This is a genomic window from Cutibacterium sp. LaCa_286, assembly GCF_057198075.1.
Genome location: NZ_CP191091.1, coordinates 2,072,157 through 2,094,281, shown reverse-complemented (window position 1 = coordinate 2,094,281; position 22,125 = coordinate 2,072,157). Strand labels below are relative to the sequence as shown.

The window sequence follows — 22,125 nt, the reverse complement described above, 5'->3', positions numbered from 1 at the left end:
CGGTTGTGAAACGGGGGGCGCGACCGGCATGTGGTGAGTCGGCTGACGCTCGATTTTCCGAGGTTCTCTCATGAGCGGACGACGGGATCCTGCTCTGTGCACCTCTGGCTCCAGGAGTCCAGCAAACGCTGTATTTCCGCGGTGTTCGGAGCTGCGATTGGCCCGCGCCGAGTGACTTTGATCGCTGCGGCTGCATTGCCCCATCGAGCAGCTTCGTGCCAGTTGAGGCCAGCCAATCTGGCTGCGATCATGGCGCCGGTATGGACGTCGCCTGCACCATTGGTGTCCACCGCCTGCTGGGGAAAGCCGGGGATCTCGCGGGCCGATCCATCAGCCAGCACCGCACATCCTGCCGGGCCGTCGCGGGTGATGACGGCGGTACCGGGATGTAGTCGTTCTGCGCAGGCGTGCAGGGAGCCGACCATGTCGCCCACCCCGCCCAGAGCAGCAGATTCCTCGGCGTTGCCGGTCCACACCGTCGTGTGGTCAATCATGTGGGTGCGTACCGACTCGTCCAGCTCGGCGAAGACAGCCCCGGGATCCAGGACGACGCCCACCCCGGCGGGCAGGGTGTCCAGCCAGGCCAGCAGGGGATCTCGCGTGGCGGGTAGTGCCAGAGAGTAGCCGGTGACGCACACCATGTCGCCGGGTCGGGGACTGCTGGTACCGAACGAATCGATGCTGACGGCCCGTTCAGCTCCAGTGGTAGTGATGAAGGTGCGTTCGGCAGAAGGGTCCAGCAGCACCAGACACACCCCGGTGTCGGCGTCGGGTACTCGAGCTGCGCTCATGGCGACCCCTTCCTCGGCCAGGGTGGTCGAGATGAGATCTCCATTGGGTCCGGTGCCGATCGCTCCGGCATGCACGGCCTGGCCACCGGATCGCGCGGCTGCGACAAGGATGTTCACAGCCCCGCCGGCATGGCGGGTGTATGAGGTGGCCATGACGTTTCCACCCCGTCGGGGAAGGTGCGGTACGTCGACGAGCACGTCCACCAGAGCTTGACCGGTGTGGATGAGTCGAGGTGTGTGGGTCATGGAGTGTCTTCTTTGTCTGGATCGTGGAATGCGTTCGTGTGAAACGAGGTGCTGGGCGAGTGCGTCAGGAGATCCGCTCTCCTGGGGGTGCTGTGGGAGCATCGCGCTCGAAAGATGCACCCGTATTCAGGCGGGGCTCTGGCGTGGCTGTTCGAAGCGGGACTCTGGTGCGGCGTCTCGGAAAATGTCCTCTCCCTGTCGGGCCCTTGCCGAGGATGTGGGGATCCTCCCTCGAGGATGACTTGTTTTGTTCAGTCCGACTTCGCTGGTGTCTCGGTGAATCCGCACCAGAGACGCATCTGTTCAGTCAGCTGCTCATCGGTGGCGAGCTCGTGGCCGTCCACTCGCAGTACCGGGACGACCCCGCGTCCCGAGGATGCCAGCCAGACTCCTTGGGACTCCAGGAGTTCCTCGGGGCGCATGAGGCGTGACGAGGTGGGAATGTCTCGGGCATCGGCGGCTTCCAGCACCTGTTCCACGGTGATGGAGCGCAGGATGCCGGTGGCTCCGGTCGGGGTGGTCCACAGCCGGCCGTCCTTCTCGACCAGTAGCCCTGAGGTGGGCCCTTCGAGCAGGAAACCGTCACTGGAAGTGAAGATGACGTCGTCAGCGCCGTGGGCGGCGGCGTGCCGACAGGCTGCGACGTTGACGGCGTAGGAGAGGGTCTTGACGCCGCCCAGCAGCCACGGAGCGCCGGCGAAGGCATCGCTGGTGAATCCCCGGCACGCAGTGATCACCGAGATCCCGGTGCGTTCGGCGATTGTATGGGCGGGCAGCGGGGCGATGGTGGCGAGCTGGGTGACCGGCCCCGTCTGTGCAACTGCCCCGTTCGGGTGGTCCCCAGTTTCCCCCGGTGGGTTCTGGGCGTCATTGCGGGCTGTTCCGGCATCCCTCTGATTCTGGGCTGCACCTGTGCGGCCGGTGAAGTTGCTCGTCTGCTCACCGGTTGCGCTGTGTACCCGGCGCGTCTCGGGGCCGTTGGTGTACATCACCTTGAGCACAGCCTCGCCCGGTCGTCGCCAGGCGGTGACGAGCTCGTTGATGAGCGCAGTCCACGCCTCGAGATCGGGTGCTGCGCCATTGACTCCGGCGATGGAGCGGGCGAATCGGCTCAGATGGGCCGACAGGTTGTCGATGCGGGAGGTGCCGTCGTCGGCGGTGACGACGCGGGTGGCGTCGAAGACTCCGTCGCCGCGGGTGAGACCAAGGTCGTCGGCGGTGAGAACGGGGTCGTCAGCTGCGACGATCCCGGTACCCATGACGGCCACGAGCAGTTCATCAGACATGAGTTCAGGGTAGCGGGTCGGCGTGCGGGGCGGTACATGTGAGACACGTCCCATGATCCTCACCTCATACATGCTTGACGAGTAGCGTGCACATGCCTCGTGCGTCACGGGGACGTAAGCTCGCCGTCGTGCAGAACACAGCGATCGACGACCGAAAATCCCTCAACAGGTTGATTCTCAATCTCGCGATCCCGGCCTTCCTGTCCCTGGTGGCCGAGCCACTGTTCCTCATGGCCGACTCGGCCGTCGTCGGACACGTGGGCACCTCGCAGCTGGCCGGCCTCGGTGTTGCCAGCACGGCGCTGCTCACGGCCACCGGGCTGTTCGTCTTCCTGGCCTATGCGACGACGGCGACCTCGTCGCGCCGGATGGGTGCTGGGGATCGGGCCGGGGCCGCCACTGCAGGAGTGGACGGGCTGTGGCTCTCGCTGCTCATCGGAATCGTCGTGGCTCTGCTCATCGTCATCCTCGACGTGCCGACAGCCCGGCTCTTCGGCGCTCAGGGACAGACCGCCCAGTTCGCTGCCCAGTACCTGCAGATCGCCGGATGGGGAGTGCCTGCCATGCTCGCCACCATGGCCGTCACTGGGGTGTTGCGCGGGTTCCAGGACACTCGCACCCCGCTGGTGGCCACCGTCATCGCCTTCTCGGTGAACCTGGTGCTCGACCTCGTCCTGGTGCTCGGACTGGGCTGGGGAATTCGCGGATCGGCTGCGGCGACGTTGATCTGTCAGGTGGGGCTGGCCGTCGGGCTGGTGTGGGTGTTCATCATCCGCACACGCGGTGTCGGGCTCAGTCTGGGATTTCACCCGGCGGGAGTGGCCGGATCCATGCGCGACGGAGTACCACTGCTCATCCGAACCCTTGCGCTGCGCGGCGCCATGATGGCGACGACGTGGGTCGCGGCTCGACTCGGGGACGTCGAGATGGCCTCCTACCAGGTGAGCCTCACGGTGTGGAACTTCCTGTCCATGGCCCTGGACGCCCTCGGGATCGCCGGGCAGGCCCTCACCGGCGAGGCGTTGGGCGCTGAGGACGGGCAGCGGGCCCGCAAGCTCACCGCCATCATGGCGCGCTGGGGAGCGTGGGTCGGTGTGGGCATGGGTGTGGTGCTGGTCGCCATCCATCGCCTGTTGCCCCTGGCATTCAGCACGCAGGATGACGTGCGCCTCGCCATCGCTGCCGGGTTGCTCGTCGTCGCCCTCCTGCAGCCGCTCAGCGGCCCCGTCTTCGTGCTGGACGGGGTGCTCATCGGTGCTGGCGACGGCAAGTGGCTGTCTGGAGCACAGGTGGTCATGCTGCTGGCGTACCTGCCAATGATCATCGGCGTCTACCTGGCGCAGCCCAGCGGGTCCATGGCTGTGGTGTGGCTGTGGGTGGCCTGGGCCGGATTCATGGCAGTGCGCGGGTTGCTGCTGTGGTGGCGTGCTCGGGGAGACACTTGGATGCGGCTGGGGGCGTGAAACGGGGCGTTGCCACGACCGGGACGGGGATGGAACCGCCGTAATCCTCCCGGCAGCGTGCCTCTCCTGTCCGGCCATTGCAGACTGGGGCTGTGCAGGGATGTCGTCTCCTGACTCGCCACCAGACCCTGCCAGACAGCGATTCGGGAGCACTGTGTCTGCGTCGTCCGTATCCGGTGCAGCGATGGGCCTCGGGCTGCTCGCACTGCTCAGCTTGCTCACACTGACTCCCGGAACCCACCACCACTGGCCCAGCTTCACTACCACTGGCCCAGCTTCACCACCGCCAGTGGTAGCTCGGGTGGTGAACCCATCTGCTCGCGTCTCTCAGCACACTCACACCCCTCGGATCGGTTCCAGACTCACCGTCGTGATGCCGTCGCTGGTATCGAGTGTGTCGTAGCGTTCCGGGTCACAGGTGAGGACGATGATCTGGCAGTTCGTGGCCCCAGCCGCCATCTGCTGGATGATCCGACGAGCACGGCGCTGGTCGGAGTACACCAACGCGTCGTCCAGGATGAGCGGCACCCCGTCACCGGGGTCGACGAGATTGGCCACTGCCAGTCGCACGATGAGCCCCAGCTGTTCCCGAGCCCCTGATGAGAGTTGACCGGTGCCCAGTCCCTGACCGTCCAGGAGCCGTCCGCTGATTCGCAGCTCCTCGTCGATGCGCACCGAGAAACCGTCATGGTAGATCGCGGTACCGATCTGGTTGATCGCACGGGTCAGCGGCTCGTGATAGACCCTGTCCTGCTCACGACGAGCGTTGAACATTGTCTCAGCCAGGAGTTTGGCGGCCTCGGCCCGTTGGTCCACACTTCTGATCTGCCTGTCGAGATGGTGAATCCTGGTGTGGGTACGATCTGCCTCGTCCTGCAGCTGCTCACGCCCCATACCTGTGAGCTGACCTCGCAGTGACGACTGGCGTGACTGCTTCTCCGTCAGTCGCGCACTCACATTGGTCAGCCGATTCTGCGCGTCGGTCACGTCCTGGTCCATCTGCTCAGGGTGGCGGTCCGCAAGGTCCTTCCTGGCCCGGTCCAATGCCTCGGCAGCCTGCCTGTGAGCTGCTCGCGCCTGCTCCTCCTGGGCTTGGATGTCGTCGTCACTTGCCTGCTCACGGGCCAGGTGGAGCTTCTCGGCGAGTTCGGCACGTCTGGTCTGGTCGCCGGTCATCGTTGTCGTTGCAGCGACCATGCGCTCGCGGGCCTGATCCAGACGCTCCCGGATCGCGTTGAGCTGAGCCTCCAGCTCGGCCACCTGGCCCTCCGCCGTGGCCAGCTCGGCTTTCGCCGCCTGCACCTGGGCGTCGGGGTCGGGAAGGTCGGCGCATGATGCCTCGCTGCCGGTGGTGGTCGGCGAATCAGGTGCAGGGGTGTCGGCGGCACCAGTGTCGTCTCCGCTGTCGGCCGGCTGACTGGGACGTGAACCCTCATCGAGTGTTGCAGTGGGGCTGGTGCTCTCACGTAGCGATGCGACCTGGTCGCTCATCTGCTCGATGGTGGCGTCCAAGGTGTCCATGCTCTCGCCGTCCAACAATTCGTCGCGTTGGGCGGTTCGTTCCTTGAGTCGGGAAGCAGCGATTTGCTGGGCCTGGCAGCGATCCTCAGCCGCCGAGACGGACTCCACATGCAGGTCGGCCAACCGATTGGCCAGCTGCGTGTCATACTTTTCGGCATCCTTGCGCAGGGTTTCCAGCTCGGCGTGTGGGGTGAGTGACATTTTCCACGACGACCCCACCTGCAGCTGGACGGCCTGGTCGATCTGGTAATGTCCTCCCGACTCCACCGGTTCGCCGTCGAGCAACAACTCCGGCGCATCCTCGGTCAGTTCCTCAGCCGTGAGCACCGGGCTCGCCAGACCCACCTGGGCATGGGCATCCCGGGCCTTCTGCTCGTCCTTGCGCAGCTGTCCCAGCTGCCTCTTGGTGATGGGGTGATCGTTGACCTCACGAGTGAGTTCGACGATCTGCTCGTTGAGTGCTGCAACGCGTTCACGACGTCTGCGCAGCTGAGCGAGCTTCGAGGCCTGCGACAGCAGGGTGCGTAGGTCTTCTGCCTTGGTCACCGCGTCACGGGCCTTGTCACGTGTGCTTCTGGCCTTGGTCATCGTGGACTTCGTCTGCTCCAGCTCCTGGCTCACCGCGTGGTGCAGCTCCTCGGCCTGCTTCACATCGGTTGCCGAGCCAGCAATGCGTTCATCCAGACTGACCAACTCGCTGAGCAGTTCGGTGCGCTGTTTGGCGGTTGAGGTGGCTTCGGTGAGGATCAGCTTGGCGTTGAGCTCGTCCTGGGCGGTTCGTTCGACGATGTCCTTGAGTTGTCTCAGACCTTCCTGTTGATCATTGGCCTCCTTCAGTTCCTCACGTGCCTTGGCCTGGTGTCTGCGCAGTTCGGCGAGCTCCTCGTCCAACTCGCCAAGTTCGGTGACGAGCAGATCAGCCTGCTTCAGAGTCTCTTCGACGCCGGTCAGCTGTGCCTTGAGGTCATCTCGCTGTCCACACTGGTCGTTGCGGGAGCGAATGGGCCTGCCGGTGGCAGTCCAGTAGGTCTGGAACTCCTCCTTGACGAGGTCGAACAGCCCGTGGTCGTCCCGCCGGGTGTCAGTGGCCCCGCTGCGGGCGTCCAAGGCGGCGCGTAGTGACTCCGAGGAGTCCAGCGTCAGCTCGGACCTGCCGCCGGTCTGCAGCACCTGCAGTGCCGTCCACAAGGTGTCGTCCATCCCCGAGATGAGCCGTTCCATCTCGCCAATGGCATCGTCGCCGGTGAACGAGTCTCCGGTACGAGGACCGTCGACATACGTCAGAACCGCCTTGGGGCTCACGAGGAACTGCTTGGTGTGGACCACTCGATGTTCACCGATGCTGAATTCCGCCTCGACGATCACCGGTACGTGTTGGCCGACTGGCTGGGCGTCCTTGATCGCCTGCTTCTTGGCCGTGTGCTTGTTCCTGGTGTTGAAGACCAGGCCGAGGGCCTCGATGAGGGAGGTCTTGCCCACCTCGTTGGGGCCAGACACCACCACCAACCCGGTGTCGGGGACGTGCAGGGTCTGCTCGGTGACGCCCTTGTAGTTCTCGATGTGGATGCGATGCAGTTTCATGACGTCTCCTGGCGCGATGGATGGACTGACGTGGGATTGGTGAGGTGGGATGGTGCGAAGGGTGTTGCGTGGGCTGGGAACATGAGGCGGAGTGGGGGTTCCCAGTGCTGGAAATGTTGGGATGGTTCGTGTCAGGAAGGACCAGGTGGGTCGGACGGAGCAGTGGGGTGAGTGCTCGCGTGCCTGGTCAGTGTGCTAGCCGGTAGAGCAGGCTCAAGGCGTTGGCGGCGCAGTCACGTTCTTCCTGCGACAGGGCCTGGTTCATGGACATGGCGGTGAGCTCCTCAGCCCCTTGCTGGCCCCACGCCGGCAGGTCCAGATCGGTGAAGTCGACGTCGTCGGGCACGACGGTGAGGTCATTGCGGTTGTCGCTGGGTTCCAGGCTCGCGAACTGGGTCTCGGCATCGTCCAGGATCTCGGACAGTCGAATCTTCTGCTGCAGCGACACCGAGCCGTGCAGGTCGTAACGCACGATGGTGCGATCAGGCTCGGTGAAGGCCGCGAGTTTCTCGCGCAACGTTTCCAGGTCTTCGTCGGTGCTGAGATCCATGCTGATCCGAGTGTGCAGCCAAGTGCCGACCTCCACGGTTTCGGCGGTGGCGCCATGTTCGTCGAGATCGACGACGACGGCGGTTCCCCGACCAGGCTCGTTGAAACTCGTCGTCTCCTGGGTGCCGCTGTAGCGAATGGGACCATGCGGATCGTCTGGTGGCCAGGCGATGTGGCGGTCCCCCAAGGCGACGTAGCCCACTGCCGATCGCTCGATGGCGGCCAGGAGGGGTTCACGGGCGAGGAGCGCCTCAGACGTGTTGCCACTGAGCCCCTCCAGCTGACCGTGCCCCACGATGATACGGGTCGTGCCGTCGTCGGGCAGGGCCTTGACGACCGGAGCCAGGGGGTCGGTGCTCTGGTGCCTGGCCAGCAGCGGCACCCCGATGATCTCGACGCCATCCGCCACCCGGATGGGATCGGTGTTGTTCAGCAGTGTGGCGTTGGACGGCAAGGTGATGCGCTCCCAGATGTTTCCCGGCTCCAGGGAGTCGTGGTTTCCCGGCAGCAGGTACACCGGCAGCCCGATGGACTCGATGGCCTTGAGAGATCTGGCCACGATGGTGGTGGAGACATTCTGCGTCTCGAAGACGTCGCCGGCCACGACGACGAACTCACACTCACGCTGCCGGGCGAGTCCACCAATGGTGCGGATTGCATCGATACGTGCCTGGGTGAAACGCGCTTGGGGATCGTCGCCGTCATTGCGTGGCGACAGATAGTGGCGCACCTGCCCCAGCTGCCAGTCGGAGGTGTGCAGAAAACGGGTCATCGTCGTCCTCTCAGGGATCCTGCCGTGAAGGATTGAACAGCTCAGAGCTTATGACAGGGGTGAGACACTTTTTGACGGAGGCAGCCGAAACGAAGTTGACGGGTGGGCTGGAGCCCCAACTTGGTTGATGTGGTTTCAACCCAAGGGGGTCTGAGCGTTTCGGCCGATTGGGGTACAGCAAGGCCCTGGGAGATCCACCAGAAGGCTGGGGTGGTGTGGCCTCATCATTGTCACCGCTGCACAACTGCGGCGTGGCGCGTGGTGATATCGAGGCCAATTTTCTCACGCTGTGAGATCTCGTTGTCCGAGGTACGAGGGGTTCATTAGGATCGCCCAACCGGAATACACCTTGAGGAGCATTCAGATGACTCACTCCATCAGTGAGGCCAACGAGTCCGCTACAGCACCCAAGATGAAGGGCCGCCAGCTCGTCATGATGAGCCTTGGCAGTGCCATCGGCACCGGCTTGTTCGTCGGGTCAGGAAAGGGCGTGGCAGCAGCCGGCCCGGCGGTGCTGATCGCTTATGTGATCTCCGGGTTGCTCGTCATTGCCATCATGTACATGCTTGGCGAGATGGTGGCGGCCCACCCGGACTCCGGGGCGTTTTCCGTCTATGCCGAGCGAGCGATGGGCCCGGCGGTGGGCTTCGCCGTCGGATGGGTCTGGTGGATCCAGCTCGTCGTCGTCGTGGCAGCCGAGGCCACGGCGGCCGCCTCCGTGTTGTACGCCATGTGGCCAGTGGCCCCGACCTGGCTCATGTCGCTGATCTTCCTGGTGGCCCTCACCGGCATCAACCTGTTGGGCGTGGACCGGTTCGGCGAGTTCGAGTTCTGGTTCTCCCTCATCAAGGTTGCGGCGGTGGTCGTCTTCCTCGTCGTAGGAGTGCTCATGATCCTCGGGCTGACGAAGGCACCAGCCCCGGGGCTGAGCAACGTCATCCACCACGGTGGTTTCCTGCCCAACGGCATGAGTGGACTGACATCGGCCCTGCTCATCGTCGTCTTCGCCTTTGGCGGTATTGAGATCATGGCCGTTGCCGCCGCCGAGACCGAGGATCCGGCTCGCAACGTGGGACGTGCGGTGCGCACCATCATCTGGCGCATCCTGCTGTTCTACATGGGCTCGGTGGCCATCATGGTCGTCGTGCTGCCCTGGGACGATCCTGCCCTGGCCAAGTCGTCATTCGTGGCCGTGCTCAACCATGCCGGGATCCCGGTGGCCGCCGAGATCATGGGAGTCGTCATCGTCCTGGCCCTGTTGTCGAGTCTCAACGCCAACCTCTACGGTGCGGCTCGCATGCTGGGCTCCCTGGCCGATCGTGGTCTGGCTCCCCGCGCGTTGACGGCATCGAGGACCCGCTCGGTGCCGGTCGCCGCGATCCTCGCCTCGGTGAGCGTCGGTCTCGCCTCTGTGGTGTGCACTTACATCTGGGGTGACAAGGTGCTCGACGTGCTGCTCACCCTGGTCGGGGCGACGATCATCGTCACCTACACCTCGACGATCGCCTCACAGTTCATTCTGCGACGTCGTGCGGATGCCGCCGGTGAACACCTGCCACTGCGGCTGTGGGGCTACCCGTGGGTGCCGATCGTCTCGGCCCTGGTCGTCCTGGGGATCGTCGTCCTCGGGATGACGGCTGACGGGTTGCGTCAGCAGTTGCTGTCCACCTTCGCCCTGACTCTCGTGATCTACCTCATTGGCAGGGTGCACGTGCGCCGGAAGGCAATGGTGAGCTCAGAAACATCCGTGACCGCGGACCAGGCAGATAACTCCGAGTCTTCAGTGGGCTTGGATGCAACCGTGGAGCCGACGGTGACTGCAGACCACCGGTGAGTCCAGCGGACGCGTAGCTGAGGCAGTGGGTCGTGGCCGGGAATGGTCGCGGCCCACTCAGCGTTCACGGTGCGCCGATCTCGTCAATGCAGATTTTGGGGGGGCGATCCCCTTCCCCGCGTGTCCTGCACAGGACGCCCTTGGTTCCCTTTTTTACGGGGCAGCAGCGCGGCAACCCCGAGGATGAGCTCATCGTGGCTCGCCGATGCGCACTCTCCCATGCCCATGTCGTGCAGCAGCCGTCGATGCCTGGGACCCGGCCATCATGCACACGTCGCTCAGCGGGGCTCTGGCGATGAACAGGCGATCTGTCCGAGGCCAGCCCATCCTCCACCACGGGACACCGGCTGGTCAGGTCGTGCTGAATGGCGACGGTGGCCGTCACTGGGCTCCGTCGGCACTCCTCTCCTTCTTCCTGCGTGCTGCCTTCGCCGTCTCGAAGGTCTCGTGCACCTCCCGTCCCTCCAGACGGTCGCGCAACTGGGACCGGTAGATCGAGACCTCACCCACGGCGCGGGAGGCCACGGCGACGGCAATCATCGCGGGGGCCAGCAGGGAGAGGTTTCCGGTCATCTCACCGACCATGAGCATCATCCCCAGTGGGGCGTGCGCCACGGCTCCGAAACAGGAGATCATGCCGACGATGACGAAACTCATCGGCGAGGCAGGCATGCCGGGCAAGGTCTCCAGCAGTCGCCACATGGCCGCGCCAGTGGCCCCACCAATGACCATGCCGGGGCCGAACACGCCGCCGGAACCGCCGGAACCGATGGACAGAGTCGTCGAGAGGATCTTCGCGAAGGGGATGGCCAGGACGATGATCATCGGCATCTTGACGAGCACGTCGGCGTACATCTCCTGTTGCACGTCGCCGTAGCCGGTGCCCAACGCCTGGGGCAGCAGCAGGCCGAGCAGTCCGACGCACAGGCCACCCACGGCTGGCTTGAGCCAGCCAGGAAGCCGTAGCCTGGCGAACAGGTCGGTGCCCTTGTAGAACATCACCGCGTAGAGCCGGCCCATGAGGCCGGCAGCCAGCCCCAGGAAGATGAACCAGATGAGTTGCACCGGTTTGGAGAACTGCACTCCCGACAGGGTACCGAAGATCGGGCTGAATCCGTAGACGGATCCGAAGGTCACGTAGGCGACGATCGAGCTGATGAGCGAGGGCATCATCGCGTCGGCCTCCATGTCGTCGCGGTAGAGCAGCTCAGCGCCGAGCAGGGCACCGCCCAACGGGGCACGGAAAATCGCCCCGATGCCCGAGGCCATGGCTGCTGACACGGCGATACGTGCGTCGGGGGTGCGGATGTTGAGCCGTTTGCACAGCGCCGACATGGCGGTCGCGCTGATCTGGGCCGTCGGGCCCTCGCGCCCGCCGGAACCGCCCGAACCGATGACCAGGGAGGAGGCAATGATCTTGACCACTGCCACCTTGGGTCGAAGCTCGGCAGGATCGTGATGGACGGCGTGAATGGCGTTGTCAGTGCCATGTCCCTGGGCGGTGGGGGCGACGAAGTGCACCAGGATGCCCGAGACGAGGGCACCGCCTGCGACCACCAATGGGATGGCCCACGGCCGAGACATGGAGCTGCCAGGGCTGCCGTCTCCCTCACCCAGGGTGCCCGGGGGTCGGTAGCCGCCCAGCCCCTCCAGCAGCCAGTGGGTGCCGGTCTCCAGACAGAAGAAGAAGATGATGGCACCGACTCCTGACAACAGGCCGATGAGCAGGCCCATGAGGAGCCAACGGTTCAGGGAGTCCCGGAACGCCTTGGGACGATGTGGGACGAGGGCCTTGCGGAACCTGCGCAGTCGTCTGACCCACCGATGCTGGGCCTCCTTGCGTACATCTCGGTTGCCGGAGCGTGGTTCTGGGCCCGAAGTTTGCACCCAGCCATTGTGACATGGTCGACAAGGATCACGACAGGCACCCGGTGGCGGAGAGGGCCTGCCGGCAGGGGTGGGGTGCTGCCCTGCCCCTGGCGGGAATGACTGGCCACCAACGTTTGGTTCGAGCAGGGGGACGAAGGCTGCCAAGGGAGACGCTGAGCTGCTCACACCAGCGCTTGGCCCGAGCAAGGACGACACTTGCCATCGCACGGCAGGGAGGCTTGCCGGTGCCCATGCGGGGAAGTGTCGTCTCCCTCCGCCCGGGATGTCCACCCGACATCATTCAGGCCGTGAGCAGCTTCCTTGAGTCGTCTCCCTCCGCTCGGGATGTGCGCCGGGTGGGGTTTGCCGGTGTCCGTGCGGGGAAGCGAGGTGTGTGCAAGAGGGGCAAGGTATGCCCATGCAGGGGGTGGCAGGGAGAACATGCATGGCGTTGGCGAGGAGGAACTGTCGGCGCAGGATTGTGCTCCGGGACCCGGCCCACGGTATTCAGATCTGTGCGATGTCAAAAATGTCAGCAGGGCGGCAGGACAACACATCATCTGCAGATGACCACTCCCAGTTGTGAGAAATTGACACGGGCCGATCGAGAGCCCCGTGGCGAGCACAGAATGCCTCCGACCTGACACAGTGCCGATTTGACTGGGGCGGAGGGCTCCATGGCAGCGGAACGCTTCATCCTGATTCCACCGCCGTCCTGCACAGGTGCCGACCTTCCCAGGAAGTGCACCTTCTCAAGGCCGCAGGCCGTCCTGAGCTGTGAGAAATGAGCACGAACTGAACACCGGGGTTCTGTGACAATCACGACTCCGGACGGGCAGGAAACGCCCCCCAAGAATCACTGCACAGATCCGGATGGGGCATCTTTCGCACACGGCCTCCCCGTGCGGGTTAGCGTGGAGCCATGAAACGCATCGTTGTCACAGCACCTCAACTCACCGACATCGTCGCCCGTGAGCTCGACGGGTGCGAGATCATCGGCGGGGACCACGCAATGACGCGCGAGGAGCTCGCCGAGCAAATTGTCGAGGCGGACGCCCTGCTCAGCAGCCTGTCCGACCCGCTGGACGCCGACATGCTCGCCCGGGCCACCAAGCTCGAGGTCATCGGCCAGTGCGCCGCCGGATTCAACAACATCGACGTCGACGCAGCGCGCGGCCGCGGCATTGTCGTCACGACGACGCCGGGTGTGCTGCACGAGACCACCGCGGATCTCGCCTTCGGGCTCATGCTCATGGTGACGCGTCGGCTGGGGGAGGCCGAACGGTACGTACGGGCCAAGCAACCGTGGCATTACGACCACACCTTCATGCTGGGCATGGGACTGCAAGGTGCCACCCTGGGGATCATCGGCCTGGGCCAGATCGGTGAGGCCATGGCGCGACGTGCTGCTGCCTTCGGTATGGACGTCGTCTACACCGCGCGACACGACAAGGACGCCTCGGCCATCGACGCCACCAACCCCAGCACTGCCCCTACCCGGCGTGTTGAGCTCGACGAGTTGCTGAGGACCAGTGACGTCGTCTCCGTGCACTGTCCACTCACCGAGCAGACACGTCACATCATCGACGCCGATGCGCTGGCCGCCATGAAGAGTACGGCCTACCTCGTCAACACGGCGCGAGGTGCCTGTGTCGATGAGAAGGCCCTCGTCACTGCCCTGCGCAATGGCGAGATCGCAGGAGCCGGGCTGGACGTCTACGAGAACGAACCTGACATCGAGCCCGAGCTCTATGACATGGACAATGTGGTACTGCTGCCCCACATCGGCTCAGCGGCTCGACGGACGCGCGAAAAGATGACCGAGCTCGCTGCGCGCAACATTGCCGCCATGCTCGGGGGAAAGGATGCTCTCACCCCGGTGGGATGAGGACGTCGCGACGTACCTGCCATCTGCTCATCTGTGCACTTCGAGGGGGCACCGCTTCGGTGGGGTGATGACCGGTCAGGGTCCCCAGGCTGTTGAGCTGTGACGATCGTGGTGACCCGACCAGCTGATGACAACGATGTGGTGGTGTGGATGAGGAGTGGTGCAGCCTGAAGCACGGGCTTTCCCTCGTCGCGGCAGGGTCGGTCGTTCCGTGTCGAAAAATGTCAGCCGGGCGGAGGTGACGACACGATCGTGCACCGAGGCTTTTCGAGCAGGGAGAATTCACACCAGCAATCGCGGTGTCGTCCCTGACCTGGTTGGGTGCAGTCCAGGGCCTGCCGCGATCTCGACACTCCCGATGATCTGGCGTGGTGGGTGCGCGAGGAGTTCCTTCGACGTAGTGAGCACAGCGATTCTCTCGCTGTGGAGGCAGCTTCGGATGATGTCATGTTGAAAAATGTCGGTTGGTAGGGGATGGCTGCACCACAGTGTTTTGGTCCCTCGGGGCGGGGTGGAAATCGTCATGCCGTCAGCGCGGATGCCTTCCCAGGCCAGACGCGAACCAGTGCAGTGCCCTCAGCGCTTCTTTCCCTCACGGTGTGGGCACAAGAACTCGATCTGAGCAGACGCGAGGAGGCACATCCGTGAAGCACGGGCTTTCTTCGTCTAAGCAGGGTCGGCCGTTCCGTGTCGAAAAATGTCAGCTGGGTGGGAGCGGCTGCACTGCAGTGCCCTGACCCCCCCGACTCGATGAAAATTTCACACACCCAGCCAAGGTCGAGGAGGATGACATGAATCGGCGGCACCTCAGCGTCACGGTCTCTGCCGGCCGGCAGCGGTCCTTCCTGCTGGTGTCGCGCCCACCGGCTGCCTCCGCACCGCGCAAGGTCTTGTGCGCGCAGGTCTTGGCCTATGGCGCCGTAGGTCCGCACAGCCTCTTGTCTGGTACGACATTGCTCGTGCTGAGAAGGATGTAGTTCTCCTTGTCCGCAATGCGCTGATACCCCTGGTCCTCGTAATCCTTCAAGGCGTCCGAGGGCTTGGACAGACCATTGCCGGTGTCTGCCTGTGTCATGTCGAGAATGACGAGATCCGTTCTGGGGGTGGGGGCGCCGGGGACCGTGACTCGATTGGTTGAGGTGAGGTGGGGCGCGACTCGGTCGTCTGCGGTCACGCAGGTGTTTTCTGGTACCGCTGCGAGCATCTCATTGATGGCGTCAATCCGCGGATTGTTCTTGATCGTCCGCACATCCTGGGGAAGTTGCCGGAACGGTTCTGTCCACTCACTTTCCAAGTGCGCAATTCGATATGAGTAGGTGATGCTGATCAGCAGGATGGCCACCACCGCCTTTCGCCAGTTCTTCGAGACCCTTCCCACGACTGTCACCGCTGCGATGGCGAGGATGACGAATTCGATGGCGTTGTAGTGGAACATGCCCATCCACAGCAGGGGGCGGTTCGACCACATCCGCGACAACAGAATTGGCAGGCATGGTAACCAGCGCACCGATCCGAGACACAGGAAGAAGAACGGTTCGACGAGGAGCAGGAGGGTCTGACGCTTGTAGCTGTTGTCGAATGCGATGCCGAGGCTTTTGAGAGGGTGCTGCACGATCATGGCGAGCATGTCCGAGAGGCTCGATCCGAAATCTGGGTAGTCCCAGTAGGCGAAGGTGCCGTCCGGTGCCAGCGACGGAATGACCAGCCTCGTGATGACGACGAATGCGACGATGCCCCCGAGGAACATGTACACACCACGCAGCGCCTGTCGATGGTCGTGGGTCGTGCGCCATACCTCCCAAGCCCAGACCAGTCCCAGCAGGGCGACGACGGTTCCCAGGTCTTCCCGCACGCCGAGTAGCAGGACGCATGCCACGATGAACGGTGTGAACGAGCGACGATCCAGGGCGTCATAGGCTAGGCAGACCAGGGGGATGGCCATGCAGATCTCGTGAAAGTTGAAGTCGATGAGCCCCTGCATCGGCCACGAGAAGGCGATGAGAACGGTGAAGATCCGTGCTGCGATCGGATGCATTCGTCGTTCGGCGATCCGGGTGAGTAGCGGCAGGCTCAATGCCACCACGATTGCCTGTCCCACGAGCAACATTCGCGGATCGTCCCAGATCCAGTACAGCAGTGCGAAAACCATCAGCAGCGGATGAAAATGGTCGCCGAGCAGGTTGAATGAGACCCCCTTGAGGGGTGAGTAGGGGAGGTGGAAGTGTGCATAATTGCGTACCGCTTGGTCGAATATCCCCAGGTCGTACCCCGCTGACTTGAAGACAGCGTGACGAATGAGGGCGTACGTGCTGTAGCACAGCGTCACGATGATGACGATCGACACGTCAGCGATCCGGGTGGCGGTTGTGGATGCACCGGTGCTTCCCATGCTGATCGGTACTGCTGATGTTTGCTGATCAGGTTGGGTCTGGGACGCGGGGCGGCGCCTGTGAAGCATGACCATGTGGCTTTCATCTCGGCTGTGTCGGGCATGGTTGTGGTGTGACTGGACACCGGGTGGCTGACAGAAGTGTAAATGGGCGATGCGCGTGGGCCTATGTATTCAGTTCCCCGAGTCTCCGAGGCAGGTCATCTGCTGAGCAGTACGTAGGGACATCGCCGTTCGGCATCGTGGATTCCTTGTGCCGTGACGTGTGACAAGACGGATGCACCTCGGGCGATGGACATGCTGGGTGGGCAGCGTGTCAAAAATGTCGAGTGGTGCTGGTGGGATGCATGGGAGTACCTCGCTACCGCATGGCACGGTGAAAATCGTCATTGACGGGAATCTCTTGCGGGGGGTCATCTCCGATTCGTGGGAGACATCTGTGGTGAGTTGATCTGGTTCCATCGGTGCGAGGCGCCTCGCCAGGACTCGCGCCTCATCGCCGGTCAGGTGTCTGACGAGCCGTGGTCGGGACCAGCCATCCGCTGATCACTGGCTGTCAATTTTCGGTAGTTCCGCTTTCGGTCACCCCACGCCTTGGAGTGGTGGGTACGAAGAGCGGTTCTGCCGTGGTGAGCGCGCGATTCTCTCTGTGGAGGAAGCTCGGTTGAGGGCATGTCGAAAAATGTCGGTTGGCAGAGAACGGCCGCATCGCTGTGCCTGGTCCTTCGTGACCGGATGAAAATTGTCATGGGAGACAGTGCGGAGGTCTTTCAGCGCCAGGCACGAGCCACGCCACGTCTCACTCAATGCCTCTCTCCTCACGCAGCGGTGCAGTGGAAACACGAGATCTCTTGAGACGGGTGCGAACTGTGAGGTGTCGAAAAATGTCACGCGGGGAGACTCAGCTGCACTGCAGTGACTCGATGCCCTCTGGCCTGACAAAAATGGTCATCACGGTCGGTGGACAGTCGACACCCAGATCTTGTCCGTGTTGTCCGCCCCGGTCAGGTTGCCCATCCCTCGGTCAGATTGTCCGCTCCCGATCAGGTTGCCCATCGCTCGTCAGGTGTCCGCCCTCGATCAGCTCGGCACGGGTGCCTCCATCGCCTCAAGACGATGGGCGTCACACTCCATGACGACGGGCACCGCTCCACTCGTTCTCGATTGGCTCGTCCAGCCCAGCACCTCCTGATGCATCCCATGGGATGCACATATTTCCTCCGGCCTGCACGTCCGTTCTTCACGTGTCGGAATTCATGCACGTTGGCAGGGCGCATAGGCACAGATGCATGGCGTCTCGTAGTCTTGATGACAAACCTGACAGTGTCGCAGGCGAGAGCCAGCCAGGACCCGGGCCGCGCACCCGGAGGGAGTACTACTTATGAGAACCATGGAGGCGGATGTCGTCGTCATCGGTGGCGGTGCCACCGGGGCAGGCGTTGTCCGGGATGTAGCAATGCGCGGGTATTCCGCCATTCTGCTCGACAGGGCCGACCTCGGCCAGGGCACCACGGGCCGGTATCACGGCCTGCTGCATTCCGGTGGACGTTACGTCGTCTCTGACCAGCAGTCGGCCACCGAGTGCGCCGAGGAGAACGCCATCGTCACGCGGATCAACGCAGACGCGGTCGAGAGCACCGGCGGACTCTTCGTCGTCACCCCCGAGGACGACCTCGACTTCTCAGATCGTTGGGTCGAAGGGGCCACCGCTGCCAAGGTGCCCTTCGAGGAGATCACCGTTGGTGAGGCACTTCGTCGTGAGCCCCGCCTCAACCCCGGGATCAAGCGTGCCTTCGCGGTGCAGGACGGCACCGTCGATGGCTGGCAGATGGTGTGGGGCGCCGCCCACTCCGCAGAGGACTACGGTGCTCAGATCCTCACCTACCACGAGGTGACCGGCATCGAGCTGGACGGGGACCAGGTCTCCGCCGTCAAGGCCACCGCCCTCAAGACGGGCGAGCAGATCACCATCAACACCAAGTTCGTCCTCAACGCCGCTGGCCCGTGGGCCGGCAAGATCGCCGAGATGGTCGGATGTCACGACGTTGACGTCGTCGCCGGTCGCGGCATCATGATCGCCATGAACCACCGTCTGGTGAACACCGTCGTCAACCGGTGTATCTACCCGGCCGACGGTGACATCCTCGTGCCGGTGCACACCGTGTCGATCATCGGTACCACCGACGTCAAGGAGGAGGATCCGGATCGTCTGCCGATTCCTCGCAACGAGGTGCAGCAGATGCTCGACTCCGGCGAGGCCCTCATCCCCGGGTTCCGCGAGTCCCGCGCCGTGCACGCCTGGTCGGGCGCCCGTCCGCTGTTCAAGGACAAGCGCGTGGCAGCCTCCGACACCCGGCACATGTCGCGCGGCATGAGCATCCTCGACCACGGCTCCCGTGACGGCGTCAAGGGCATCGCCTCCATCATCGGCGGCAAGCTCACCACGTACCGCCTCATGGCCAAGAACATCGTTGACGTCATGGTCGAGCAGCTGGGCGACGATCGCCCCTGCCGCACCGCCGAGGAGGTCGTGCCCGGCTCGACCTCCGGCAAGAACTACCTCATCACCCATCGCCTGGGTGAGAACGAGGAGCGTCGTGCCGCCACCGGCCTGGTGCGCGGCGGCGACCCTGCCAAGGTGCCCGCCAAGTCCAAGATCGACGACCAGGTGATCTGTGAGTGTGAGCTCATGAGCCGCAAGGCCTTCACCGATCTGCTGGCCGAGCAGCCGGACGCCACCTTCGACGACCTGCGTCGTCAGCTGCGTCTGGGCATGGGGCCCTGCCAGGGTGGCTTCTGCTCCATGCGCGCCACCGGCGTCGCCCTCGAGGAGGGTGCCATCGACGCCGAGCGCGCCACCGGCCTGCTGCGCCTGTTCCTCAAGAACCGGTGGATCGGTCTGTGGCCGATCCTCTACGGTGAGCAGGTCCGTCAGACCGCTCTCGACGACTGGATCTTCCAGGGGACCTTCGACGTCGAGCACCTTCCGGTCCCCGAGAGCGAGGTTGTACTGTGACCGCCACTGCAGCACCTGAGTCCATCACCGTTGCCCGAGCCAATGCGCCCCACGTCGCCGTCATCGGCGCCGGTCTCGCCGGTCTCGTCACCGCGCTGCGTCTGCGCCGTGCCGGAGCACGCGTGACCCTGGTCACCAAGGGAGTCGGCGGCCTGCAGCTGGGCCAGGGCACCATCGATCTGCTGGGCTACGACCCGGAGCGGGTCACCAATCCCGCCAAGGGAATCGAGGCCTTCGCAGCCAAGCACCCCGAGCACCCGTACGCCAAGATCGGCGTCGAGGCGGTGCGCTCCGGTGTCGAACTGCTGTCCGAGATCCTCGGTGAGAAGCTCGTCAACGGCTCCGCCGACGAGAACGTCCTGGTGCCGACCGCCGTGGGCGCTGCCCGTCCGACGGCGTTCATCCCCGAGTCCATGAAGGCCGGTGTACTGCATGGCGACGCCAAGATGGTCATCATCGGCGTGGCCCAGTACAAGGACTTCCACCCCTCGCTCATCGCGCAGAACCTTTCGCGCACCGTCCTGCCCGATGGTGGTAAGCCGCAGGTCCGCGCTGTCATGGTGGACTTCGAGGCTCGCCCCGGCGAGTACGACGCCACCGGCCTCAACCTGGCTCGTCGCCTGGACGACCCCGAGGTGCGCAAGATCTTCCTCGAGGGTCTCAAGGCATTCGTCAATCCCGGAGAGGTCGTCGGTCTGCCGGCCATCCTCGGTATCGACAACCATGACGAGGTGCTGGCCGACGCTCGCGCCATCTTGGGCACCGACGTCTTCGAGATCGCCTCGCTGCCGCCGTGCGTTCCCGGCATGCGCATGAACAATCGGTTGGTCAAGCTCGCCAAGGACGAGCGCGTCGACTACATGCTCGGCACCAAGGTCGTCGGTGCCACCGCCGGGTCCGACGGCAAGCTGGAGTCGATCACCCTGCACACCACTGGACACGAGCGCGAGCTCAAGGCCGACGTCTTCGTGCTGGCCGCTGGCGGTTTCGAGTCCGGTGCCCTGCAGCTCGACTCGCACTACGAGCTGCACGACACGATCCTTGGTCTGCCGGTGAAGATGCCCGAGGGCGTCAAGACGGAGGATCTGACGCATGGCGACTACTGGGGCGACCCGCAGCCGCTGTTCCTCTCCGGCGTCGACGTCGATGAGGACATGCGTGCCATTCACGACGGCAAGCCCGTCTACACCAACGTTTTCGCTGCTGGTGGCGTGATTGCCGGCGCAACTCGTTGGCAGGAGAAGTCCGGTGAGGGAATCGCGTTGGGATCGGCGATCAAGGCCGCTGACGCCATCGCCGCCCAGCTGGGCGTCACTGCTGCGGAGAGGAACTGATCATGGGCGTCATCGAAGAGACATTTTCCGGACACGAGGCCTCCCGGGCCTCGCTGGACGCATGCGTCAAGTGCACCATCTGCGAGACGATGTGTCCGGTCGCCAAGGCGACCCCGCTGTACACCGGCCCGAAGTACAACGGTCCGCAGGCCGAGCGGTTTCGTGACGGAGCCTCGGTGGACAACTCCCTCGAGTGGTGCAACTTCTGCGGCATCTGCACCCTGCACTGCCCGCAGGGTGTGAAGATCGCCGAGCTCAACGAGCAGGCCGCTGCCAAGATGAAGCACCAGAACGGTGTTCCGTTGCGTGACCGTCTCATCCCGCTCACGGTGCTCGAGGGCAAGGTGCTCTCCCCGATCGCTCCGCTGGCCAACTGGGGCCTCAAGCAGAAGCCGATTCGCTTCGCCGTCGAGAAGATCATCAAGGTGCACCGCGAGGCCCCGATGCCCGAGGCCCACACCGAGACCCTCTCCAAGTGGATCCGCAAGCACAAGCCTGCCACCAAGCCCACCAAGGGCCCGGTGATCTTCTTCCAGGGCTGCGCCGGCGGCTACTTCGAGACCGAGACCTCCGTGAAGTCCATCGAGGTGCTCGAGCACCTGGGCTACGAGGTGCTCGTGCCCAAGCAGGGGTGCTGTGGCCTGGCCCAGCAGTCCAACGGTCTGTTCAAGCAGTCCACCAAGACCCTGCTCGACATCTGCGACAAGATCATCGCACGCGGCAAGAACATCCCGGTGGTGTCCTCCTCGGGTTCGTGCATCGGCATGATCAAGCACGAGGCCCACGAGATCATGGGTGTCGACGACCCGCGTCTGCACGACGTGTCGGTGCGCTCGTTCGACTTCTGCGAATTCCTCATGGAGGAGTACCGCAACGGCGAGATCGACCTCAGCGACCTCAAGCCGCTCGATCTCACCGTGCCATACCACCAGCCCTGCCAGGTCAAGAGCCAGGGCATGGGATTCCCGGCCGTGCAGCTCATGGAGCTCATCCCGGGCGTCAAGGTGCTGGAGTCCAACGAGCCCTGCTGCGGTATCGCTGGTACCTATGGCCTCAAGGCCGAGCGCTACGACGTCTCCCAGCGGATCGGCGCCAAGGTCTTCGAGCACATGCGTGAGTACAACGAGGGCGTCGGCGTCTGCGACACCGAGACCTGCCGCTGGCAGATCACCAAGTCCTCGGGCGTGAAGATCGTCCACCCGGTGTGGCTGCTGCACCAGGCTCTGGGGCTGTCGGACAACCTGCTCGACTGAGAGAGAACCGAGAGCCGGTTGATCGGCTGCGGTCTGGTTTGACCGAGTGACATGTGGATCCGGGGCTGCCCTGCGTGGGCGGCCCCGGATTTTGCGACCCAGCATCGTGGCTGTCTCGGGTCTGTGGTTCAGCATTGTGGCTGGTCTCGGGTTTTGCGATCCGACATCGTGACTGGCCCTGATTTCGGGCCCAGCAATTCGTGATTGGCAGCTGCCCCTGGGCAGAGGATGGGGCCACTTGGTGGCCATCGGGTCGTCGGTGACATGCCGAGCCGTCAAGTGCCAGTGGCGGCATCCTCTTCCATGACCGCGAGAGCGCCACTGGACGGTCCC

The 22,125-nt window shown here is 64.1% G+C and carries 12 protein-coding genes; 6 read left to right on the top strand and 6 right to left on the bottom strand.

Annotated elements, in window-relative coordinates; translation table 11 throughout:
* Window positions 1-68: 68 nt before the first annotated feature.
* Complete coding sequence (locus tag ACP8JZ_RS09070; RefSeq protein ID WP_306516685.1) at window positions 69-1,037, bottom strand: PfkB family carbohydrate kinase; 969 nt, start codon at window positions 1,035-1,037, stop codon at window positions 69-71.
* A gap of 251 nt (window positions 1,038-1,288) precedes the next feature.
* Entirely contained in the window at window positions 1,289-2,296 is a 1,008-nt protein-coding gene (locus ACP8JZ_RS09065) for an aminotransferase class IV (protein ID WP_306516713.1), read from the bottom strand.
* A 155-nt stretch (window positions 2,297-2,451) separates the two neighbouring features.
* On the opposite strand from ACP8JZ_RS09065, the gene ACP8JZ_RS09060 reads away from it, so the two are divergent.
* On the top strand, window positions 2,452-3,786 hold the full coding sequence (locus ACP8JZ_RS09060; RefSeq protein ID WP_306516684.1) for an MATE family efflux transporter: 1,335 nt from the start codon (window positions 2,452-2,454) through the stop codon (window positions 3,784-3,786).
* Window positions 3,787-4,122: 336 nt separating this feature from the next.
* Here the strand turns inward: ACP8JZ_RS09060 and ACP8JZ_RS09055 are convergent, their stop codons facing one another.
* A complete protein-coding gene (locus ACP8JZ_RS09055) occupies window positions 4,123-6,888 on the bottom strand; it encodes an AAA family ATPase (protein WP_484482451.1) in 2,766 nt (921 codons plus the stop codon).
* A gap of 187 nt (window positions 6,889-7,075) precedes the next feature.
* Window positions 7,076-8,209 (bottom strand): metallophosphoesterase family protein, encoded by a 1,134-nt coding sequence (locus tag ACP8JZ_RS09050; RefSeq protein ID WP_323458669.1) that lies wholly within the window; start codon window positions 8,207-8,209, stop codon window positions 7,076-7,078.
* Between the two features lie 364 nt (window positions 8,210-8,573).
* Between ACP8JZ_RS09050 and ACP8JZ_RS09045 the strand changes: the two genes are divergently transcribed.
* Window positions 8,574-10,043: an amino acid permease gene (locus tag ACP8JZ_RS09045; RefSeq protein ID WP_484482450.1), complete on the top strand. Its 1,470-nt coding sequence runs from the start codon at window positions 8,574-8,576 to the stop codon at window positions 10,041-10,043.
* Window positions 10,044-10,424: 381 nt separating this feature from the next.
* On the opposite strand, the gene ACP8JZ_RS09040 is transcribed toward ACP8JZ_RS09045, so the two are convergent.
* The gene (locus ACP8JZ_RS09040) at window positions 10,425-11,852 is read right to left on the bottom strand and encodes a chloride channel protein (protein WP_410172903.1); all 1,428 of its coding nucleotides are present in this window, start codon (window positions 11,850-11,852) and stop codon (window positions 10,425-10,427) included.
* Between the two features lie 982 nt (window positions 11,853-12,834).
* On the opposite strand from ACP8JZ_RS09040, the gene ACP8JZ_RS09035 reads away from it, so the two are divergent.
* Complete coding sequence (locus ACP8JZ_RS09035; RefSeq protein WP_484482449.1) at window positions 12,835-13,800, top strand: 2-hydroxyacid dehydrogenase; 966 nt, start codon at window positions 12,835-12,837, stop codon at window positions 13,798-13,800.
* Window positions 13,801-14,710: 910 nt separating this feature from the next.
* Here ACP8JZ_RS09035 and ACP8JZ_RS09030 read toward each other — a convergent pair.
* Window positions 14,711-16,144 carry a DUF2079 domain-containing protein gene (locus ACP8JZ_RS09030; protein ID WP_306516679.1) on the bottom strand — a complete coding sequence of 478 codons (1,434 nt, stop codon included), beginning with the start codon at window positions 16,142-16,144 and terminating at the stop codon, window positions 14,711-14,713.
* 1,426 nt (window positions 16,145-17,570) lie between these two features.
* Here ACP8JZ_RS09030 and glpA point away from each other — a divergent pair.
* From glpA to ACP8JZ_RS09015, 3 genes are read left to right on the top strand one after another with little or no spacing between them, the layout of a single operon-like run.
* A complete protein-coding gene (glpA, locus tag ACP8JZ_RS09025; protein ID WP_484482448.1) occupies window positions 17,571-19,205 on the top strand; it encodes an anaerobic glycerol-3-phosphate dehydrogenase subunit GlpA in 1,635 nt (544 codons plus the stop codon).
* Complete coding sequence (glpB, locus tag ACP8JZ_RS09020; RefSeq protein WP_484482447.1) at window positions 19,202-20,539, top strand: glycerol-3-phosphate dehydrogenase subunit GlpB; 1,338 nt, start codon at window positions 19,202-19,204, stop codon at window positions 20,537-20,539. The genes glpA and glpB overlap by 4 nt, the downstream gene beginning before the upstream one ends.
* A gap of 2 nt (window positions 20,540-20,541) precedes the next feature.
* Window positions 20,542-21,792, top strand: a complete 1,251-nt coding sequence (locus ACP8JZ_RS09015; protein WP_484482446.1) for an anaerobic glycerol-3-phosphate dehydrogenase subunit C — start codon at window positions 20,542-20,544, stop codon at window positions 21,790-21,792.
* Window positions 21,793-22,125: the final 333 nt, after the last annotated feature.

What these genes read in the sequence shown, in the direction of transcription:
- ACP8JZ_RS09065 (WP_306516713.1), bottom strand. Translation starts at nt 2,296, where the DNA reads ATGGGTACCGGGATCGTCGCAGCTGACGACCCCGTTCTCACCGCCGAC.
- ACP8JZ_RS09015 (WP_484482446.1), top strand. Translation starts at nt 20,542, where the DNA reads ATGGGCGTCATCGAAGAGACATTTTCCGGACACGAGGCCTCCCGGGCC.
- ACP8JZ_RS09070 (WP_306516685.1), bottom strand. Translation starts at nt 1,037, where the DNA reads ATGACCCACACACCTCGACTCATCCACACCGGTCAAGCTCTGGTGGAC.
- ACP8JZ_RS09055 (WP_484482451.1), bottom strand. Translation starts at nt 6,888, where the DNA reads ATGAAACTGCATCGCATCCACATCGAGAACTACAAGGGCGTCACCGAG.
- glpA (WP_484482448.1), top strand. Translation starts at nt 17,571, where the DNA reads ATGAGAACCATGGAGGCGGATGTCGTCGTCATCGGTGGCGGTGCCACC.
- ACP8JZ_RS09035 (WP_484482449.1), top strand. Translation starts at nt 12,835, where the DNA reads ATGAAACGCATCGTTGTCACAGCACCTCAACTCACCGACATCGTCGCC.
- ACP8JZ_RS09045 (WP_484482450.1), top strand. Translation starts at nt 8,574, where the DNA reads ATGACTCACTCCATCAGTGAGGCCAACGAGTCCGCTACAGCACCCAAG.
- ACP8JZ_RS09050 (WP_323458669.1), bottom strand. Translation starts at nt 8,209, where the DNA reads ATGACCCGTTTTCTGCACACCTCCGACTGGCAGCTGGGGCAGGTGCGC.